We start from the raw sequence: 19477 nt of genomic DNA, 5'->3' as shown, positions 1-19477 counted from the left end.
TCGTGCGGCGCCAGACAGCCCAACGAACGGGATAGATACGCATGTCCACTCAGTTACCGACCCAGGCGAGGGTCGTCGTTATCGGCGGCGGCATCGTCGGCTGCTCCGTCGCCTACCACCTGGCCAAGATGGGCGAGAAGGACGTGATCCTTCTGGAGCGCCATAAGCTGACATCGGGTTCCACCTGGCATGCCGCGGGCGCGATCGGCCAGTTGCGCTCAAGCGCCAACATCACCCGGCTGCTTGGCTATTCGGTCGACCTTTACGACCGCCTGGAAGCCGAGACGGGGCAGGCCACCGGCTGGGTGCGCAACGGCTCGCTGCGGCTTGCGCGCACCGCAGATCGGCGGGCGGAATTCGAGCGCGCCTGCACGACGGCGCGCTCCTTCGGCCTCGAGTTCGACATGATTTCTCCTGACGCGGTCAAGGAGATGGTGCCGATCCTCGACGTTACCGGCATCGACAGCGCCGCCTTCGTTCCCAGCGACGGCGTCGGCAACCCGAGCGATATCACGATGGCGCTGGCCAAGGGCGCCCGCATGAACGGGGCGAGGATCTACGAGGATACCGTGGTCCTCGGCGTGGAGGTCGAGAATGAAACGGTGCGGTCGGTGACCACCGATCGCGGCCGCATCGTCTGCGAGGTCGTGGTCAATTGCGGGGGCATCTGGGCGCCGGAACTGGGCCGCATGGCGGGCGTCAACGTGCCGCTCCAGCCCTCCTATCACCAGTATTTCGTGACGGAGAAGATCGAGGGCCTGAAGCGGCACATTCCGACGGTGCGCGACACCGACTACCAGACCTATTTCAAGGAGGACGTCGGCGGCCTGCAGATCGGCGGCTACGAGTTCAATCCCATCGCCTTCGACGTGCCGCGCATTCCCGACGGGCACGAGTTCAAGCTGATGGAGCCGGACACCGAGCACTTCGAGCCGCTGCTCCACAATGCCTTGGCGCTGGTGCCGGCGCTGGTCGATGTCGGGGTGAAGACTTGGTTCAACGGCATCGAGTCGTTCACCGAGGACGGCATGTTCATCCTCGGCGAGGCGCCCGAGGTCCGCAACTACTTCGTCGGAGCCGGCTTCAACGCCTTCGGCATCGCCAGCGGCGGCGGCGCGGGGCGCGCCCTAGCCGAATGGATTCTGGAAGGGGAGCCGTCCTTCGACCTGGCGAGCGCCGACATCCGCCGCTTCGGCGGGCTTCACCGTTCCCGGCGCAACGTCATGGTGCGCTCGCTGGAAGGGCAGGCCCGCCATTACGCGATGGGGTGGCCGCATCTGGAATCGCAGGTCGGGCGGCCGCTGCGCCGCAGCCCGCTCTATGGAGCGCTGAAGGAGAAGGGCGCGTGCTTCGGCGCGAAGCTCGGCTGGGAGCGTCCGAACTGGTTCGCGCCCAAGGGCGTGGAGCCGGTCGACGACCACAGCTTCGGCCATCCGCAATGGACCGCCCATGTCGCGCGCGAGCACGAGGCGGTGCGCACCCGCGCCGGCGTTTTCGACCAGAGTTCCTTCGCCAAATTCATGGTCGAAGGGCCCGACGCTCAGGCGGAGCTGCAGCGGCTTTGCGCCAACGACATGTCCCGGCCGGTCGGCAGCGTCATCTATACGCAGATGCTGAACCGCCGCGGCGGCATCGAGGCCGATGTCACCTTCTGCCGCCTGGCGGAGGACCGCTACTACATGGTCACCGGCACCGGATACGGCCTTCACGACGCCACGCATCTGCGGCGCAACCTTTCGCCGGGCGCGCGCGTGTCGGTGCATGAGGTGACCTCGGGCTATTCCTGCCTGTCGGTGATGGGGCCGCTGTCGCGCCAGATCCTGCAGCCGCTGGCGGAAGCGGACTTGTCCAGCGAGGCGTTTCCGTTCGCGACCTGCCAGGAAATCTTCATCGCGGGCGCGCCGGTGCTGGCGGTACGCGTCACTTTCGTCGGCGAACTCGGCTGGGAGCTGCATGTGCCCAGCGAATACGCCCTCACGCTCTACGAGGCGCTCCAGCGCGCCGGCGCGGAGCACGGCCTTGCCGATGCCGGCTACCGCGCGATCGATTCACTGCGCCTGGAGAAGGCCTATCGGGTGTGGTCAGCCGACCTCGGCCCCGACTTCACGCCCTATGAAGCGGGGCTCGGCTTTGCGGTCAGGCTCGGCAAGAACGCCGATTTCATCGGCCGCGATGCGCTGGTGGCTGCCCGCGAAAAGCCCTTGAGGCGGCGCCTGATCACGCTCAGCGCCGACCCGTCGGTGGTGCTGCACGGGCGCGAGACGATCTACCGCGACGGCAAGCGGATCGGCTGGCTGTCCTCGGGCGGGCAGGGCCATACGGTCGCCCGCAGCATCGGGCTGGGCTATCTGCGCGCCGACGGCGGGCTGGAGGACGAGCAGCTCAGCGCCGGTGTCTACGAGCTGGAGGTCCGCACGCGGCGGGTTCCCGCAAAACTCCACCTCCAGCCGCTCTACGATCCGAAGGGAGAACGGGCTCGCGGCTGAGGCGAGCCCGGACAGCGGGCGGGCGGCCCATGACCGCCGGCCCTGACAAGGATGGGACGGCCGAAGGAAGCCGTGACCGGCCAGCAAAAACCAGAACAGGGGAATTCAACGATGATGAAGAGGTTCCATATCTCCAGATATGCCATGGCGGCGATGGTTTCGCTTTCGCTCACGGCCGGACCGGCGGTGGCACAGGATTCGCCGGACCCGATCCGCATGGTTCTCAATGACTGGACCGGCCAGCTGATCAGCACGCAGCTGATGGGCGAGGCGCTGAAGCGCAAGGGCCTGAACGTCGAATATGTCCAGGCCGACGCCATGGCCCAATTCGTCGGGCTGAAGTCGGGTGACCTCGACGTGCAGATGGAGGTCTGGGCCACCACCCAGAAGGACCTGAAGGACGAAGCGGTCGCCAGCGGCCAGGTCGAGGACCTTGGCGACAGCGGCATGAAGGCGAAGGAGGAGTGGTGGTATCCCCTCTACATGAAGGAGAAGTGCCCCGGCCTGCCCAACTGGGAGGCGCTGAAGGAGCCGAGCTGCGTGGAAGCCTTCTCCACGCCTGAAACGGCGCCGAAGGGGCGCTATCTCGGCGCTCCCGTTACCTGGGGCGGTTTCGACGAGGAGCGCGTGGAATCGCTCGGCCTCGATTTCGAGGTGATCCACGCCGGCACCGATGCCGCGCTCTTCGCGGAGCTGGAATCCGCCTATCAGCGCAAGGCGCCGATTATCCTGTGGGTCTACAGCCCGCACTGGGTCCCTGCCGTCTACGAGGGCGAGTATATCGAGTTCCCGCCCTATACCGAGGACTGCTACAAGGAGGAGCGCTATGACTGCGCCAAGCCCAGCGGGCCGATCTGGAAAGTCGCCTGGTCGGGAGTGGCCAAGAAGTGGCCTACCGCCCACGACGCGATCAAGAAGTTCCATATCGACAGTGACGAGATGAACGGCCTCATCAAGCGGGTCGATGTCGACAAGGAGCCGCTGGACAAGGTCGTGTCGGACTGGCTGAGCGCCAACGAGGCGCGTTGGCAGCAGTGGTTCCAATGAACCGGAAGGTCATGACCGGCGAGCTTGAACGGCTCGCCGGCCAGCCTTTCCCGCTTCCGGAAGAGCTTCAGGCAGGTTTCATGTCGACAGCGATGCAAAAGCCCGATCGCCCGGTCAAGTTGGCCTGCCGCCAATACTGGAAGCTCTACGGCGCGGCCGCGCAGCGGAAATTCCGCGACGCCGGCGAATTGCGGGAACTGGTCGACAGCGGGCGCGCCGTCGGGGCGCTCCAGGACGTGGATCTCGAGATCGGCGAAGGCGAGATATTCGTCGTCATGGGATTGTCCGGCTCGGGCAAATCCACCCTGCTGCGCTGCCTGGCCAGGCTGATCGAACCGAGTTTCGGCGAGGTGCTGCTCGACGGCCGGCCGCTAATCGGCCTTCCCGCGGCCGAACTGATGAAGGTTCGCCGCCACGAAATCGGCATGGTGTTCCAGAATTTCGCGCTGCTTCCCCATCTGAGCGTGGTGGACAACATCGCGCTGCCGCTGCGCATCCGCCACGACGATCCCGCCAGCATTCGTGAGAACGTGGCGGAGGTCATCCAGCTTGTCGGGCTTTCCGGCATGGAAGCGCGCTTGCCGGCGCAACTGTCCGGCGGGCAGCAGCAGCGCGTCGGCCTCGCCCGGGCGCTGGCGGTCAAGCCGGGTCTGCTGTTCCTCGACGAACCCTTTTCCGCGCTCGACCCGCTTATCCGCCGCGAGCTGCAGGATGAACTGGTGCGTTTGCAGGCGCGGCTGAAGAAGACGATGGTTTTCGTGACGCACGACTTCAGCGAGGCGGTTCGCCTGGGCGATCGCATCGCCATCATGAAGGACGGCCGCGTGCGCCAGATCGGGGCGCCCGAAGAGATCGTCACCGCGCCCGCCGACGATTATGTGCGCAACTTCGCGGCGGGGATCGACCTGACACGCGTGGTGAGTTGCGCGCGCATCGCGACGCAGCCGACGCGTTCCGAATACGCCGTCAAGGTGCCGGCAGACCGGCGCATCGCCGAAGCCGCGGAAGAGGTCGCGCGCGCCGGCGGGCCGGTCGGCCTCGTCGATAGCCAGGGCCGTCTGGTCGGCGAACTGGACGCGGCGGCGATCCTGCGGCTGGTTTCGGGCGGGCTGTATGGTGGTGGCGAGGGCGCCGGCCGATGACCGCGCTCGGCTTCAGCCCGGACCGGCGGCAGCGTCTTTCTCTGGTTGCGCTGGCCGGTGCCGCGATTGCCGTGGCCGTCATGTTGCTGCCATGGGCCGACCGCTTTCCCCGCCAGTGGCAACTGCCCCTGGCCAAGATCGTGACCGCCTGGAACAAGGTCCTGGTCGGCGAGATCGGCTGGATCACGCGGCTGCTTGCCGGCCTCATCGAAGTTCCCATGTCGATCGCGATCGCCCTGCTTTCCCAAGGCGCGGAACTGCGGCTGGCCGGCGGCGTGGTGTCCTTGCCGCCCCTGTCCTGGCTCGGCCTCGTCGGCGTCACGATCTGGCTCGCATGGCGCACGGGGGGACGCACGCTTGCTGTCGTGCAGGCACTCTGCTGCGCGTATCTGCTCGTCTTCGGGCAATGGAGCGCGGCGATGCTGACGCTCGCCTCCGTCGTCATCAGCGTTCCCTTTGCGGTGGGCGTGGGCATCCTGCTCGGGATCGCGGCCTACCGGCTGCCGGGCGTCAACCGATGGCTGGTGACGCCGGTCCTCGACCTGATGCAGACCGTGCCGGCCTTCGCCTATCTGGTCCCGATGCTGATCCTGTTCGGCTTCGGCCCGGTGGCCGCGATGCTGGCGACCGTGATCTTCGCGCTGCCGCCGATGGCCAGGGTGGCGACGCTCGCCTTGTCGAAACTGTCGCCGGAGATCGGCGAACTCGCCACCATCATCGGCTGCACCCGCGCGCAGGCCATGTGGCGGGTCCTGGTTCCCTCCGCCATGCCGGTGCTGCTGGTCGGTTTCAACCAGACCGTGATGATGACGCTGAACATGGTCATCATCGCCTCCATGATCGGCGCCGGCGGCCTCGGCTTCGACGTGCTTCTGGCGCTGCGCCAGCTGGACATCGGACGCGGCTTCGAGGCGGGCTCGGCCATCGTCGTGCTGGCCATCATGCTGGACCGGCAGGGCAGGGCGCTCGCCTCCGGCTGGAGCAGCGGGAAGGAGCGCACGGGCAGCGCCTGGCGGATCGCGCTGGGGATCGTCGCCTGGCTGGCGCTGACGACGGCGCTCAGCCTGTGGATTGCTCCCATCGGCCGATTTCCGGCCGCGCTGACGGTGACGACGGGCAGTTTGCTCAACGACCTCGTCACCTGGATCAACGTCAATTTCTTCGATGCGATCGAGGCGGTGCGCGTCGCCATCCTGCTCCACCTCATGAACCCGATCCGCATTTTCCTGACGACGGCCCCCTGGCTGGCGATCGCCGGCGTCGTTTCGCTCGTCGCGGCCCTGCTTGGGGGATGGCGGCTCTTCCTGCTGTCGGTGTTCGTCCTGGCCTTCTGCCTGGTGACCGGGCTTTGGGAAAAGACGATGATCACGCTTTACCTGTGCCTGTCGGCGACCATCGTCTCCGTGATCGTCGGCCTGCCGCTGGCCTTTGCCGGCGTGTGCTGGCCGAAATTCGGCCGCGCGCTGAACGTCTGGGTGGAACTGCTCCAGACGATGCCGAGCTTCGTCTACCTCATTCCGGTGGTGATGCTTTTCCGCGTCGGGGACGTGGCCGCACTGATCGCGGTCGTCGCCTTCGCGGTGACGCCCGTCATCCGCTACACGATGGCGGCGTTCGAGACCGTGCCGGCGCAACTGATCGAGGCCGGGCAGGCGATGGGATGCTCGCCGGCGCAGATGCTTCGGCATGTACGCCTGCCGATGGCGCTGCCGACGATCCTGCTCGGCATCAACCAGTGCATCCTGTTCTCGCTGGCCATGGTGGTCATCACCGCGCTGGTCGGCACGCGCGACCTCGGACAGGAAGTCTATATCGCGCTGACCAAGGCCGACGTGGGGCGCGGTCTTATCGCCGGAATTTGCCTCGGCCTCGTCGGCATTCTGATCGACCGCATGTTCAAGGTCGCGGTGGACCGCCTGGGTCGCTCGCAAACGACGGCTGGATAAAAACCGACGCCCTGCGCGGGGCCTCGACGAAAGGAAACTGAGAGACATGGTACCAGAGTCAGCCCAGATCGTGATTGTCGGCGGCGGCGTCATAGGCTGTTCGATAGCCTACCATCTGGCCAAGGCCGGCACGACGGACATCGTCGTGCTGGAGCAGTTTCAGCTTACCCACGGCGCCACGTGGCACGCGGCCGGCGTCGTCGGCCAGCTGCGCAATTCGCAGAACGTCACCCGCATGCTGCGCCGCAGCGTCGCCCTCTACGATACGCTGGAGGCCGACACCGGGCAGGTGATCGACTGGAAGCAGGTGGGCAGCCTTCGCATCGCTTCGTCCAAGGACAGAATGAAGGAATTCCGCCGTTCCGCCACGACCGCGCGCTCCTTTGGCATGGAGATGGAACTTCTGACACCGAAGGAGGCGCAGGACCTGTTTCCGATCATGACGCTCGATGGCGTCGAGGGTGCTACCTATATCGCTTCCGACGGCTATGTGGACCCCGCGAGCCTGTGCCAGGCGCTGGCGGCCGGCGCGCGCAAGCGCGGCGTGAAATTCGTCCAGGGCTGCGAAGTCACCGGCTTTTCGATCGAGAACCGCCGCGTCACCGCCGTCGAGACCTCGATGGGCAAGATCCGGGCGGAGACGGTGGTGAATGCAGCCGGCATGTGGGGCCACGAACTCGGCAAGATGATGGGAACGCGCGTGCCCGCCTTCGCGGTGGAGCACCAGTACCTCATCACCGATCCCATTCCGGACCTGCCGAAGGGCATGCCGACCGTGCGCGACCCGGACCTGCTCCTGTACTGGAAGCCGGAGACGCGCGGCATCGTGGTGGGCGGCTACGAGCCCGACACGCCGGCTTTTGCCCGCCAGGGTATTCCGCGCGGCTGGGACCAGCAGCTTCTCCAGGAAAACTACGACCGTTTCGAGCAGCTTGCGGCCAATGCGGCGGTGCGCACGCCCATCGTGTCGACCGTTGGGGTGCGCAAGATGATCAATGGCGCGATCCCGATCTCGGCCGACGGCGACTTTGTCATGGGCAAGGTGCCGGAACTGGACAACGTGTTCGTGTCCTGCGGCTTCGTCTATGGCATCGCGGCCGCCGGCGGCGCGGGCGCGGTCATGGCCGAATGGATACTGGAAGGCAGGCCGGTGCATGACCTGTGGCCGCTCGACGTGCGCCGCTTCAACTTCCATCACAACACGCGCTACTTCATGTACGACCGGGCGGTCGAGATCTACGCCAAGCATTATGCGATGGAATGGCCGGTGGAGGAGCATTCCTCCGTGCGCCGCATCCGCACGTCGCCGCTCTACCCGATCCTGAAGGAGCGGGGCGCGGTGTTCGGCTCGCGCGCCGGATGGGAGCGTCCCAACTGGTTCGCGCCGAAAGGCGTCGAGCCGGTGGACAAGCCGTCCTTCGACTGGCCGAACTGGTTCGAACATGTCGGCGCCGAGCACGCCAAAGTGCGCGAAGGCGTGGCGATGATCGACCTGTCCTCCTTCGCCAAGATGGAGGTGATGGGCACCGGGACGCTGGCCGCCCTGCAGCAGCTCGCGGTGGCGAATGTCGACCGCCCGGTGGGCAGCGTCATCTATACCCAGATGTGCAACGAGCGCGGCGGCATCGAGGCCGACCTCACTTTGTGCCGCCTGGGCGCGGAGCACTTCTACGTGGTGACCGGGACGGCCTATGGCGAGCATGATTTCGCTTGGATTCGCCGCCATCTGCCGCAAGACGGCAGCGTCCACACGGTGGACCTGACTTCCGCCTATGCCGTGATCAACCTGTGCGGCCCGAAATCGCGCGAAGTGCTCGCCAGCGTCAGCGAGCAGGATGTCGGTCCCGAGGCGTTCAGGCACGGCCGCATGCGGCAATTGACCCTGGGTGCGGCCCCCGTGCGCGCCATGCGCGTCTCGTTTACCGGCGAACTCGGCTACGAGCTGCATATCCCGACCGAATATGCGGCCCATGTCTATGGCGTGCTTCGCGAAGCGGGCGAGCCGTTCGGCATAGCCGACATCGGCTACCGCTCGCTCAATTCGCTGCGCCTGGAGAAGGGCTTCATCGTGTGGGCCGGCGATGTCTCGCCCGACTACACGCCGATCGAGGCAGGGCTGGAGCGGCTGATTTCGTGGAAGAAGGGCGACTTCATCGGCCGCGCCGCCCTGGAGAAGATGAAGGCGGACGGCCCGTCGCGCCGGCTGTGCACCTTCACGCTGGACGCCAGGGTGCCCGTCTATGGCGGCGAATGCATCCTGCGCGACGGCAAGGTCCTCGGCGTCACCTGCTCGGGCGATTTCGGGCATACCATCGGCAAGCCCATCGTCTACGGCTACGTGCCTGCCGCCGAGGCCGGGCATGAAGACTACGAGATCGAAGTTTACGGCGAGAGGATCGCAGCGCACCGGGCCGACGACCCGCTCTACGATCCCGAAGGATTGCGCATGCGCAGATGAACGGCGCGGGAGGAGATCGATGAACGCTATCGTTTTGGAGGAGAATATGTTGGCGGACCGGACGGAGATCGAAAGACAGCGGCGCGCGCAGGCGGTGGCCGCCGAATTCGCCTATGGCGGCGCGGTAGAGGCGCAGGAGGTCGCCGTCGAGGCGCTCGCCGGCATGACCAACCGCAACTACCTGGCGAACGCGCTGGGCAAGCGCTTCGTGGTACGCATTCCCGGCGAGGGCACGGAGGAATATATCGACCGCAAGGCGGACGAGGAGGCTGGGCGGCTGACATCCGATATCGGCGTGAACGCGCCCGTCGTCTACTACGACCCGAAGACGGGCACGCAGATCACCCGCTTCATCGAAGGCTGCGTGACCATGAGCGCCGAGGTCTTCAAGGACCCGGGAGCGGTGCGCCGCGCCGCGGTCAGCTTCCACAAGCTGCACACCAGCGGTCGCAAGCTGAAGAACGACTTCAACGAAAAGACCGTCGCCCAGGAGTATCTCGACGTCCTGAAGGCCAGGAACGCGCAGCTTCCCGACGGCTATGAAAAGATGCAGAAGCAGGCCGATTTGATACGGGACGTGCTGCGCGCCACCGCACAGGAAACGGTGCCCTGCCACAACGACCCGGCGCCGGAAAACCTCGTCGACACCGGCGAGCGCGTCTATATCCTCGACTGGGAATTCGCCGGCAACAACGATCCGTTCTGGGATCTGGCTGACCTGTCGGTCGAGACCGCGTTTACCGAGGAGCAGGACCGCATCCTGCTCGAAGCCTATCTGGGCCGGCCGCCGCGCGAATCCGAATATGGCCGCATCGTGCTCTACAAGTCGCTGGCCTTCCTGCTTTGGACGCTGTGGGGCGTGCTGCAGCACGTCAACGCCAATCCACGGCCGGCCTATCATTTCGCCAGCTATTGGGACTACGCGATGGACCGGTTCACCAAGTGCCAGGCCATCATGAATTCCGATCGCTTCGCGGCACTCCTGGAAGCCGTTCGGCTTCGCGCCTGATCGAACTGGCCCGGCGACGACCGGGCCTGCAACGGCTTCAACCGACGAACAGTTCGGTCGGGGCGAATTGCGTGACGTCGATCAGGCCGACATCGGAAATGCGCAGGTCCGGAATGACCACCAGCGCCAGCAGCGAGTGCTGCATGTAGGCGTTGTTGAGCGTACAGCCGCAGCTTTGCATGGCGGCGATCAGCGCGTTGGCCTCGTCGGCGACGGTCTCGGCGCGCTGGTCCGACATCAGGCCGGCGATCGGCAGCCGGACCAGCGCCAACTCTCTGCCCTCGCTGAACAGCACCACGCCGCCGCCGACTTCGCCAAGCCGATTTGCCGCCAGCGCCATGTCGCGCTTGTCGGTGCCGACCACGATCATGTGGTGGCTGTCATGCGCCACCGTGCTCGCCAGCGCGCAGGGCTTGTCGTAGCCGAAGCCGGAGACGAAGGCGTTGACCACCTTGCCGGTGGCGCGGTGCCTCTCGACCAGCGCGATCTGGCAGACATCCGCCTGGCGATCCATGCCGACGATGCCGTTCTCGACGGGCAACGAGTGTTGCAGGGCGCGGGTAGGGGCCTGGTTCTCGATGACGCCGATGACGCGCGCGTCGACCGCGTTGGCGCCCTCGGGTGCGGTGATGTCGAAATCGCTTGCCGCCAGCTTCTTGCCGAGCCGCACCGTGTTCTTGGCGGTCGCGGGATAGTCGTAGGGCGGGATGTCGCCGGTGAGGCTGCCGTTCTCGGCGAGGATTTCGCCCTGGCCGATGACGGTCTCGACCGGCAGCTCGACGAGGTCGGAGGTCAGGATGAGGTCGGCACGGCGGCCGGGCGTGATCGAGCCGAGTTCGCGCTCCAGCCCGAAATGCTGGGCGGTGTTCAGCGTCGCCATCTGGATGGCGGTGATCGGCTTCAGGCCCTGCGCGATCGCGTGGCGCACGACGCGGTTCATGTGCCCGTCATTGACCAGCGTGCCGGAATGGCTGTCATCGGTGCACAGCACGAAGCTGCGCGAATCGAGGCCGTCCTCGGTGATCGCCTTGACCTGCGCGGCGACATCGTACCAGGCCGAACCGAGGCGCAGCATGGCGCGCATGCCCTGGCGCACGCGGGCCTTGGCGTCCTCGCGGCTGGTGCCTTCGTGGTCGTCGGCCGGGCCGCCGGCCGCATAGGCGTGGAAGGGCTTGCCGAGGTCCTTCGAGGCATAATGGCCACCGACGGTCTTGTTGGCTGCCTGGGTGTGGCCGATCTCGGCCAGCATGTTGGCGTCGCTCGCTATGACACCCGGAAAGTTCATCATCTCGCCGAGGCCAATGATGTTGGGCCAGGCCATGGCTTCCTTCACGTCGTCGGGCCCGAGCGTCGCGCCGCCGTTTTCGAGGCCGGGCGCGCTCGGCACGCAGCTCGGCATCTGCACATAGACGTTGATGGGCAGGCCGGCGGCCTCGTCGTGCATCAGCCGGACGCCGGGCATGCCGAGCACGTTGGCGATTTCGTGCGGGTCGATGAACATCGAGGTGGTGCCATGCGGAATGACGGCGCGCACGAATTCGGTGACGGTGACCATGCCGCTTTCGACATGCATGTGGGCGTCGCACAGGCCGGGCACCGCGTATCGGCCGTTGCCGTCGATGACCCTGGTCTTGTCGCCGATGGTGTGGCTGGCGTCAGGCCCGACATAGGCGAAGCGGCCGGCGGCAATGGCGATGTCGGTTGCCGGGATGATCTCGCCCGAATGCACGTTCACCCAGCGCACGTCGCGGATGACGGTATCGGCCGGCGTGCGGCTCATGGCGACGTCCACCAGTCGCGGCGCACTCTCGAACCAGGGCTTCATCATGGTGCTTTTTCTCCTTGGCTGCGGGCCTCCGCATAGGGGCGGACGACCTCGACGCAATAGCGCGGTGTGACGTAGTTGTTCCGTTCGTGGTAGTAGTTCAGGCAGAATTCCAGGAAAGCCGCAAATTTGCGCGAGACGTAGCGGCGGCGCATGTACAGCAGGTTGATCGACACCATTTCGGAACGCCACTCGGGCAGCACCGGCACGAGGTCGCCGTTCATGCATTCGATCTCCGTGAAGAAGGCCGGCAGGTAGACGACGCCTTCGCCGGCGACGGCGAAATATTTCAGCATCCAGTAGTCATTGGCTATGCACTGCGCCTCGGGCGTCTTCTCGAACGCCTCGCCGCCGGATTGCAACCGCCAGGCCTGCACGCCGCTCGCCAGCCGGAAGGCGATCTGGCTGTGCGCGGAAAGATCGGCCGGCGTTTCCGGAATTCCGTGCCTCTCCAGATAGCGGGGGCTGGCGTAAAGGCCGAAGGAAGCCTCGCCCAGCTTGCGGGCGATGTAGTCGGGATTGTCCGGATCGCCCCAATGGAAGATGCCGTCGAAGGGATGGTTCTTTTCCGGCGCGAGAAAATAGCCGAGCGACAGGAACACGACGTCGACATGCACCTGCTGGTACTGCTGGCGGAAGGCGAACAGAAGCTCGGAGGTGAACGAGGTGCCGAATTCGCCGGTCGAGGCTATCGTCAGCGTGCCGGCTATTTCGCTGTGCGCCTCGGCGATGGCCGACTTGGCGCCCTCGCAGCTTTCCTTGATGCGCTGGGCGTGGTCGAGGAATTCGGCGCCGGCGTCGGAGAGCAGCATTTCGCGGCCCTCGCGCACGAACAGGGCTGTTCCGAGCGAATCCTCCAGCTTGCGTATCTTGTGGCTGAGCGTCGACTTCGGCAGGCCGTAAAGCTTGGAGGCGTGCGACAGCGACTGCGCCTCCGCGACTTTCAGGAAGAAATCGACGGCTTCAAGATCCATGGATCGTCCAAATTCCTGAACGAATTGTCCAAAGATGAGAGGCAAGCGGCATTTGCATGGACGGAGTTAATACGACAGGATTAACGGACGCAAGGGCGGATTTTGCATGGCGGCCCAGAAAGGCGCGCCGCCGGCGAAGCCGCGTAAGGAAATTGCAGCGTGGAGCGATAGACTTGTCCGATATCCGTGAATTCATCCGCGCCGGGCGCGCCGAATTGAAGGCGACGCTGATCGTCAGCGGCGGTACGCTGGTGAACGTGGCGTCGGCGGAGATCTACCCGGCCGACGTTGCCGTCTACAAGGACCGCATCGTGGCGGTGGGCGACGTTTCGGACTATCGCGGGCCGGAAACCGAGATCGTCGACGCCACCGGCTACTATCTGTGCCCCGGCATGATCGACGGGCATCTGCATGTCGAATGCTCGAAAATGTCGGTCACCAGCTTTGCCAAGGCGGTGGTGCCGCTCGGCACGACCTCCATCGTCTCGGGGCTGGACCAGATCCTCGTCGTCTCGGGGCTGGAAGGCGCGCGCGAATTCCTTGACGAGGCCAAGGGCACGCCGCTGAAGATTTTCTGGGGCGCGCCGTGCAAGACCCCCTACACGCTGCCGCGCTCCAATGTCGGCTATTATTTCGGCCCGGACGGTCACCGCGCCACCCATTCATGGCCCGAATGCGTCGGCATCTGGGAAACGGTGCGCGAATTCGTCGACATGATGGACGACCATGTCATGCAGGCGATCGAGATCGCCGAAAAGAGTCGGCTGCCGATCCTCGGCTGCTCGCCCATGTGCCGGGGGCACAAGCTGAACAGCTACCTGCAATCCGGCGTGCGCTCGGACCATGAGAGCTATACCGCCGACGAGATGCTGGAAAAGCTGCGCAACGGCGTCAATGTCGTCATCCGCGAATCCTCGATCTCGCATTTCCTGACGGAAAACCTGCGCATCGTCACCGAGATGGGGATCAAGGCGACGAGCCGCATCTCCTTTTGCACCGACGACGTGGTGGCGAGCGATATCCTCAAGCGCGGCCACCTCGACAATATGGTGCGCATGGCCATCGAGATGGGCATCGAGCCGCTGACGGCGATCCAGATGGCGACGATCAACGGTGCCGAGGCGCTGAAGATCGGGCAGAAGGTCGGTTCCATTTCGCCCGGCCTCGCCGCCGATATCCTCCTGGTCAGGGACATTGCCGATTTCCGCGTTTCGGCGGTCATCGCCAAGGGCAAGGTCGCGGCACGCGACGGCAAGCTCGTTTCCGACCTTGCCGCCCCGCCGCGCAGCCGGCTTGTCACCAACACCTTCAAGGTCGGCAAGGTCAGCGGCGACGACCTGGTCGTTCGTGCACCGGACAAGAAGAGCACCGCCCGGGTCTTCACCATGGCGGTGACGCCGGAGCAGATTTTCGTGCGCAAGCGCCGCGACGTGACGCTGCCGGTGCGCGACGGGCTGGTCGAGGCCGACGTCGCGCAGGACGTGCAGTATCTCACCGTGGTCGAGCGCTACGGCAAGACGAAGAACAGGCCGGTGGCGTTCGCTTCCGGTTTCGGCCTGCGCTCGGGCGCGCTGGCGACGTCGACGGCGCCGGACGACAACAATATCGTCTGTGTCGGCACCAACCTCGACGACATGACGGTCGCCATCAATACCATCATCGAAAACAACGGCGGCCAGGCCGTGGTCGACGGCGGCGAGGTCAAGGCCTTCCTGCCGCTGCCGATCGGCGGCATCGTCTCCGACATCGAGCCGGAGGAAATGGCCGCCAAGGAAGAGGAACTGGACGAGGCGGCGCGCGCTTTGGGCTGCACGCTGCCGTGGCCCTTCATGTATATGTTCGTGCTGCAGATCACCGCCATTCCCGATTTCGCCATGACCGATCTAGGTGCTATCGATTGCGTGAAGCTCGAAGTCGTCGACCCGCTTAAAATGGCACTTTGAACAACGATAAGAGGGAGGAACCATGCTGAGGAAACTTGCCGTCGCGCTTTCGGCGCTGGCCGCCATGCTTGTGGCGGGCTCCGCCGCCCAGGCCGAAGACCCCACCACGCTGAAGATCGCCGGCATCCTTTCGGCCGGCAAGGAAGCGCCGTGGGAAACCTCCTTCGTCAATTCGATGGACCGGGTGATCGCGGCCAAGCCGCATGGCCTCGACATCGAGGTCAACTATACCGAGAACGTCTCCGACAATGCCGAGCAGGTGTTCCGCACCTATGCCGAGACCGGCCAGTACGACATCCTGTTCGGCGACACCGCCTATGTCGACGCCATCGAGAAGTTGAAGGACGAGTTCCCGAACATCATGTTCGTGATGAGCGGATCGGGCAACCAGGGCCTCGGCGGCAATGCGTACTGGATCTTCATCCATGCGCATGAGCCGGCCTATGTGATGGGCGAGATCGCCGGCAAGATGACCAAGTCGAACGTCGTCGGGGCGGTTTCGACCTTCCCGGCCGACGACACCAACGACCAGATCAACGCCTTCTTCTCCGGCGCCAAGGACGTCAACCCGGCGGTGAAGCAGAAGATCACCTTCATCCAGTCGTGGTTCGATCCGACCAAGTCGAACGAGGCGACCTCGGCGCAGATCGCCGCCGGCGCCGACATGATCTACCAGATGTCGGGCGCGTTCGAGGTTTGCGAGGAGCGCGGCATCGGCTGTTTCGGCAACTATGTCGACATGTCCAAGGTGGCGCCGAAGTCGATCGTCGCCTCGGCCATCGTCAAGTGGGACCCGCATATCAACTGGCTGATCGACGAGTGGTGGAAGGCCAAGACCACCGGCGCCGCTTTCGATGCGCCGACCGCGCCCAAATGGTTCACCTGGGCCGAAGGCTCGGGCGATCTCGTGCTCAATCCGGCGTGGGAAGCCAAGATGCCGGAGGACGTGAAGAAACTCGTGGCCGACAGCGTCGAAGCGATCAAGAGCGGCAAGAAGAAGGTCGAACTCGACCTTGCCGAGCCGAAGTCCGACTGAGCCCGTGGCGCTCGCTTAAAGACAAGGCAGGAGCCGTGGCCGAAAGCCGATGACGCCCAACGAGACCCCTCGACTTTCGGTCAGGCACCTGACCAAGCGGTTCGACCCGCTGGTCGCCAATGACGATATCTCGCTCGACGTGATGCCGGGCGAATTGCACTGCCTGCTCGGCGAGAACGGGGCGGGCAAGTCGACGCTGTCGTCCTGCCTCTACGGACTCTATCGCCCCGACGGCGGCGAGATATGGGTGGACGGCAAGCCTGTCCATCTCAATTCGCCGAGCGACGCCATCGCTGCCGGCATGGGCATGGTGCACCAGCATTTCGTGCTGGTGCCGAGTTTCACCGTCATGGAAAACATCGCCGTCGGTTCCGGCTCGGGCTGGCGGCTGGACCATGCCGGAGTGCTCGCCCGCATCCGTTCGATCTGCGAGGCCTATGCCATCGAACTCGACCCTTCCCAGCCGATCGGCGAACTGTCGGTCGGCGAACAGCAATGGGTGGAGATCGTCAAGGTGCTCTACATGGGCGCGCGCCTGCTCATCCTCGACGAGCCGACGGCCGTGTTGACGCCCGACGAATCGAAGAAACTGTTCACGGTGATCGAGCGCCTCCTGGCCGATGGCATTTCCGTGCTGCTCATCAGCCACAAGATGGCGGAAGTGATGCGCTCGGATGCCGTCAGCGTGCTGCGCAAGGGCAGGCTGGTCGGCACGGTTCGCACCGCCGACACCACCCGCGACGAACTCACCTCGATGATGGTCGGGCGGCGGGTTTCCGCCCCGGTGCGCGTGGACGGCGAGGCGGCGGGGCAGGAGAGGATGCTGGCGGTTCGCGACCTGGTGCGCCTGCGCGACACGAGACGGGTCTTGGACGGCATCTCCTTCGATGTCGCGAAAGGCGAGATCCTCGGTCTAGCCGGCGTTTCCGGCAATGGGCAGGACGAATTGTTCGAATGCCTGTGCGGGCTGGTCGCGCCGGACGAGGGCAGCGTCACCCTGGCCGACAAGCCCCTGCAGGGCTTGTCGGTGGCGGAGGTCGCCGCCGAGGGGGTCGGCTATGTACCGAGCGACCGCTTCCGGGACGGACTGGTCGCCGACCTGACCGTCAGCGAAAATCTCGTCCTCGGCCAGCACTGGCAGGGGCGCTGGCGCAGGGGCCCGTTTCTCGACCGGGGGGCGCTCGATGCCAATGCCAGACGGGCGATCGAGACCTATTCGATAGCGGCCGGCGGCCCCGATTCCGCCTGCCGCAAGCTGTCCGGCGGCAATGCGCAAAAGGTGATCCTGGCGCGCGAATTCACCAAGGCGAGCAAGCTTCTGCTATGCAACCAGCCGACGCGCGGACTGGATGTCGGCGCCATCGAATTCGTGCACCGCGAACTGGTGCGCAAGCGCGACGAAGGCTGCGCGGTCCTGCTCGCCAGCGAGGAATTGGAGGACCTGTTCGCGCTGTGCAACCGCATCGGCGTCATGTTCCGGGGACGGCTCCTGGCAATCCTCGACGCGCGCTCGGCCACGCATGAGGAGGTCGGGCGGCTGTTGGCCGGACAGGAAAGCGCGGGTGCCGCATGAACGAATTTTCCCTGGCCGGATGGCGGCTGGAGCGCCGCATCGAGCAGAGCCGCTTTTCCCGGCCGATCGGGCTGGCGGTATCGGCGGTCGGGGCGATCCTGGTCTGCAGCGTTTTGTTCGTCTCTGCAGGCGCCAATCCGCTGACGGCATTCGCCACGCTGGCCAAGGGCAGCTTCGGCTCGCTTCGGGTGACGGGCGAGACGCTGGTGAAGGCGACGCCGCTTATCTTCACCGGGCTTGCCGCCTGCGTCGCCTTCCGTGCGCGGCTCTGGAACATCGGCGCAGAGGGGCAGGTGTTCGCGGGCGCCATGTTCGCCTTCTGGATGCAGCACAATCTCGGCGGCTACCCGGCGCTGGTGCAGATACCCGTCGTGGTCGCGGGCGGCATTTCCGGCGGCGCGCTCTATGCCGGGCTGGCAGCAGTGTTGAAAACGCGCTTTTCGGTCGACGAAGTCATCTCGACGGTGATGCTCAACTACATCATCGTCTATGTGCTTTCGATGCTCCTGCTGCGTGGCCCATGGAGCGAGGCGGGCGGCTTTTTCGAGCAGTCGGCACGCATCGACCGCGGCGCGGTCCTGCCGATCGTGCTGGCCGGCACACGGCTCCATGCCGGCTTCCTCCTGGCGATCGCGGCAGCGGTGCTGGTCTATTTCCTGCTGAAGCGCACGCCGCTCGGTTACGAGATCAAGGCGGCGGGCTCGAACCTGCGCGCGCTCGACGTGCAGGGAACCAATTCGCGGCGGCTGATCCTGGTGGTGTTCCTCGTTTCCGGCGCGCTTGCCGGCCTTGCGGGCGTTACCGAAGTCTATGGCGTCCAGTACCGGCTGAAGGCGGGCGCTGTTGCCGGCTATGGCTATAGCGGCATCATCGTCGCCATCCTCGGGCAATTGCATCCGGCGGGCGTGGTCGTCGCCGCCATCCTGTTCGGTGCGCTGCTCAACGGCGCGATACTGATGCAGATCACGACCGGCGTTCCCTCGGCGCTGATCTATGCCGTGCAGGCGATCCTGCTTCTGTTCTTCCTTGCCGGCTGGGCCGCCTGCAATTTCCGCCTGCGGAGGATTGCCGATGCTTGATACCCTGTTCCAGGCGTCGATCCTCGTCAGCATCGCCGCGGCCGCGGTGCGCATCGCCACGCCGCTTCTGCTGGCCGCCCTCGGCGAACTGGTGGCCGAGCGTGGCGGCGTCTACAACATGGGCCTCGAGGGCATGATGCTGATGGGCGCCTTCACCGGCTACCTCGCCGCCTATGAAAGCGGCTCGCTGTGGGTCGGCGTGGCGGCGGCGGGATTCACCGGGGCGCTGATGGCGTTCGTCTTCGCCGTCATGGTCATCACGCTCAAGGTGGAGCAGATCGTCACTGGCCTTGCCGTCAACCTGCTGGGCGCCGGGCTCTCCACCTACTGGCTGCGGGCGGCCTTTGCCGGCGACGGACAGACGCCGACCATTCCGTTCTTCGCCAATGCGCCGATCCCCTATCTCAGCGAACTGCCCTATGTCGGGCCGGTGCTGTTCGACCAGAAATTGATCACCTATCTGGCCTTCCTCATGGTGCCAGCGGTCTGGTTCTTCCTCTACCGTACGCGCTACGGGCTGATCCTGCGCTGCGCCGGCGACAATCCCAAGGCGCTTGATGTCAAGGGCATTGCGGTGGCCCCCGTGCAATATGCGGCGGTGGTGTTCGGCGGCTTGATGGCGGGCCTCGGCGGCGCGTTCCTGTCGGTCGGCTCGGCGGCGCGCTTCGTGCCGGAGATGACCAACGGGCGCGGCTGGCTCGCCATCATCATCGTCATCGCCGGCCTGTGGAGACCGTGGTCGATCCTCGTCGCCGCGCTTTTGTTCTCGTTCCTCGACGCGCTGCAATTGCAGATACAGGGCATCGGCATCGCCACCCCCTATCAGTTGCTGTTGATGATGCCTTATGTAGCGGCCATCGTCGCGCTGATGGTGCGCCGCTCCCGCGCCAGTGCCCCCGCCATGCTCGGCGTGCCCTATCTGCGCGAGTAGGCAGCACCCCCATGGTTGGGGTCATCCG

13 protein-coding genes are annotated in these 19477 nt (G+C 65.5%); 11 read left to right on the top strand and 2 right to left on the bottom strand.

The annotated features are described in order from the left end of the window. Nucleotides 1-41 precede the first annotated feature (41 nt). The 6 genes from ACFOHJ_RS06560 to ACFOHJ_RS06535 all read left to right on the top strand — a co-directional run bounded on the left by ACFOHJ_RS06560 (nucleotide 42) and on the right by ACFOHJ_RS06535 (nucleotide 10088). The gene (locus ACFOHJ_RS06560) at nucleotides 42-2486 is read left to right on the top strand and encodes a GcvT family protein (RefSeq protein ID WP_378219682.1); all 2445 of its coding nucleotides are present in this window, start codon (nucleotides 42-44) and stop codon (nucleotides 2484-2486) included. Between the two features lie 111 nt (nucleotides 2487-2597). Next, on the top strand, nucleotides 2598-3533 hold the full coding sequence (locus ACFOHJ_RS06555) for an ABC transporter substrate-binding protein (protein WP_378219681.1): 936 nt from the start codon (nucleotides 2598-2600) through the stop codon (nucleotides 3531-3533). Continuing rightward, nucleotides 3530-4675, top strand: a complete 1146-nt coding sequence (locus ACFOHJ_RS06550; protein ID WP_378219680.1) for an ATP-binding cassette domain-containing protein — start codon at nucleotides 3530-3532, stop codon at nucleotides 4673-4675. The genes ACFOHJ_RS06555 and ACFOHJ_RS06550 overlap by 4 nt, the downstream gene beginning before the upstream one ends. Continuing rightward, the gene (locus ACFOHJ_RS06545) at nucleotides 4672-6621 is read left to right on the top strand and encodes an ABC transporter permease (protein ID WP_378219679.1); all 1950 of its coding nucleotides are present in this window, start codon (nucleotides 4672-4674) and stop codon (nucleotides 6619-6621) included. The genes ACFOHJ_RS06550 and ACFOHJ_RS06545 overlap by 4 nt, the downstream gene beginning before the upstream one ends. Before the next feature lie 46 nt (nucleotides 6622-6667). Next, a complete protein-coding gene (locus ACFOHJ_RS06540) occupies nucleotides 6668-9079 on the top strand; it encodes a GcvT family protein (protein ID WP_378219678.1) in 2412 nt (803 codons plus the stop codon). 19 nt (nucleotides 9080-9098) lie between these two features. Continuing rightward, nucleotides 9099-10088, top strand: coding sequence for a phosphotransferase (locus tag ACFOHJ_RS06535; protein WP_378219677.1), 990 nt, complete (start codon nucleotides 9099-9101; stop codon nucleotides 10086-10088). 37 nt (nucleotides 10089-10125) lie between these two features. On the opposite strand, the gene ade is transcribed toward ACFOHJ_RS06535, so the two are convergent. Together ade and ACFOHJ_RS06525 are read right to left on the bottom strand one after the other, a co-directional pair. Then, nucleotides 10126-11916, bottom strand: a complete 1791-nt coding sequence (gene ade / locus ACFOHJ_RS06530; RefSeq protein ID WP_378219676.1) for an adenine deaminase — start codon at nucleotides 11914-11916, stop codon at nucleotides 10126-10128. Continuing rightward, nucleotides 11913-12887, bottom strand: coding sequence for a LysR family transcriptional regulator (locus ACFOHJ_RS06525; protein ID WP_378219675.1), 975 nt, complete (start codon nucleotides 12885-12887; stop codon nucleotides 11913-11915). The genes ade and ACFOHJ_RS06525 overlap by 4 nt, the downstream gene beginning before the upstream one ends. A gap of 173 nt (nucleotides 12888-13060) precedes the next feature. On the opposite strand from ACFOHJ_RS06525, the gene ACFOHJ_RS06520 reads away from it, so the two are divergent. The 5 genes from ACFOHJ_RS06520 to ACFOHJ_RS06500 are packed head-to-tail and all read left to right on the top strand — an operon-like array spanning nucleotide 13061 to nucleotide 19449. Continuing rightward, a complete protein-coding gene (locus ACFOHJ_RS06520; RefSeq protein WP_378219674.1) occupies nucleotides 13061-14830 on the top strand; it encodes an adenine deaminase in 1770 nt (589 codons plus the stop codon). A gap of 22 nt (nucleotides 14831-14852) precedes the next feature. Then, complete coding sequence (locus tag ACFOHJ_RS06515; protein ID WP_378219673.1) at nucleotides 14853-15866, top strand: BMP family ABC transporter substrate-binding protein; 1014 nt, start codon at nucleotides 14853-14855, stop codon at nucleotides 15864-15866. Nucleotides 15867-15915: 49 nt separating this feature from the next. Next, the gene (locus tag ACFOHJ_RS06510) at nucleotides 15916-17439 is read left to right on the top strand and encodes an ABC transporter ATP-binding protein (protein ID WP_378219672.1); all 1524 of its coding nucleotides are present in this window, start codon (nucleotides 15916-15918) and stop codon (nucleotides 17437-17439) included. After that, nucleotides 17436-18518 carry an ABC transporter permease gene (locus ACFOHJ_RS06505; RefSeq protein ID WP_378219671.1) on the top strand — a complete coding sequence of 361 codons (1083 nt, stop codon included), beginning with the start codon at nucleotides 17436-17438 and terminating at the stop codon, nucleotides 18516-18518. The genes ACFOHJ_RS06510 and ACFOHJ_RS06505 overlap by 4 nt, the downstream gene beginning before the upstream one ends. Beyond that, nucleotides 18511-19449, top strand: coding sequence for an ABC transporter permease (locus ACFOHJ_RS06500; RefSeq protein WP_378219670.1), 939 nt, complete (start codon nucleotides 18511-18513; stop codon nucleotides 19447-19449). The genes ACFOHJ_RS06505 and ACFOHJ_RS06500 overlap by 8 nt, the downstream gene beginning before the upstream one ends. Nucleotides 19450-19477: the final 28 nt, after the last annotated feature.

The sequence above is a fragment of the Aquamicrobium soli genome, assembly GCF_042646345.1.
Classification (GTDB): Bacteria; Pseudomonadota; Alphaproteobacteria; order Rhizobiales; family Rhizobiaceae; genus Mesorhizobium; species Mesorhizobium soli_A.
This window is presented reverse-complemented; position numbering and strand designations above follow the sequence as displayed.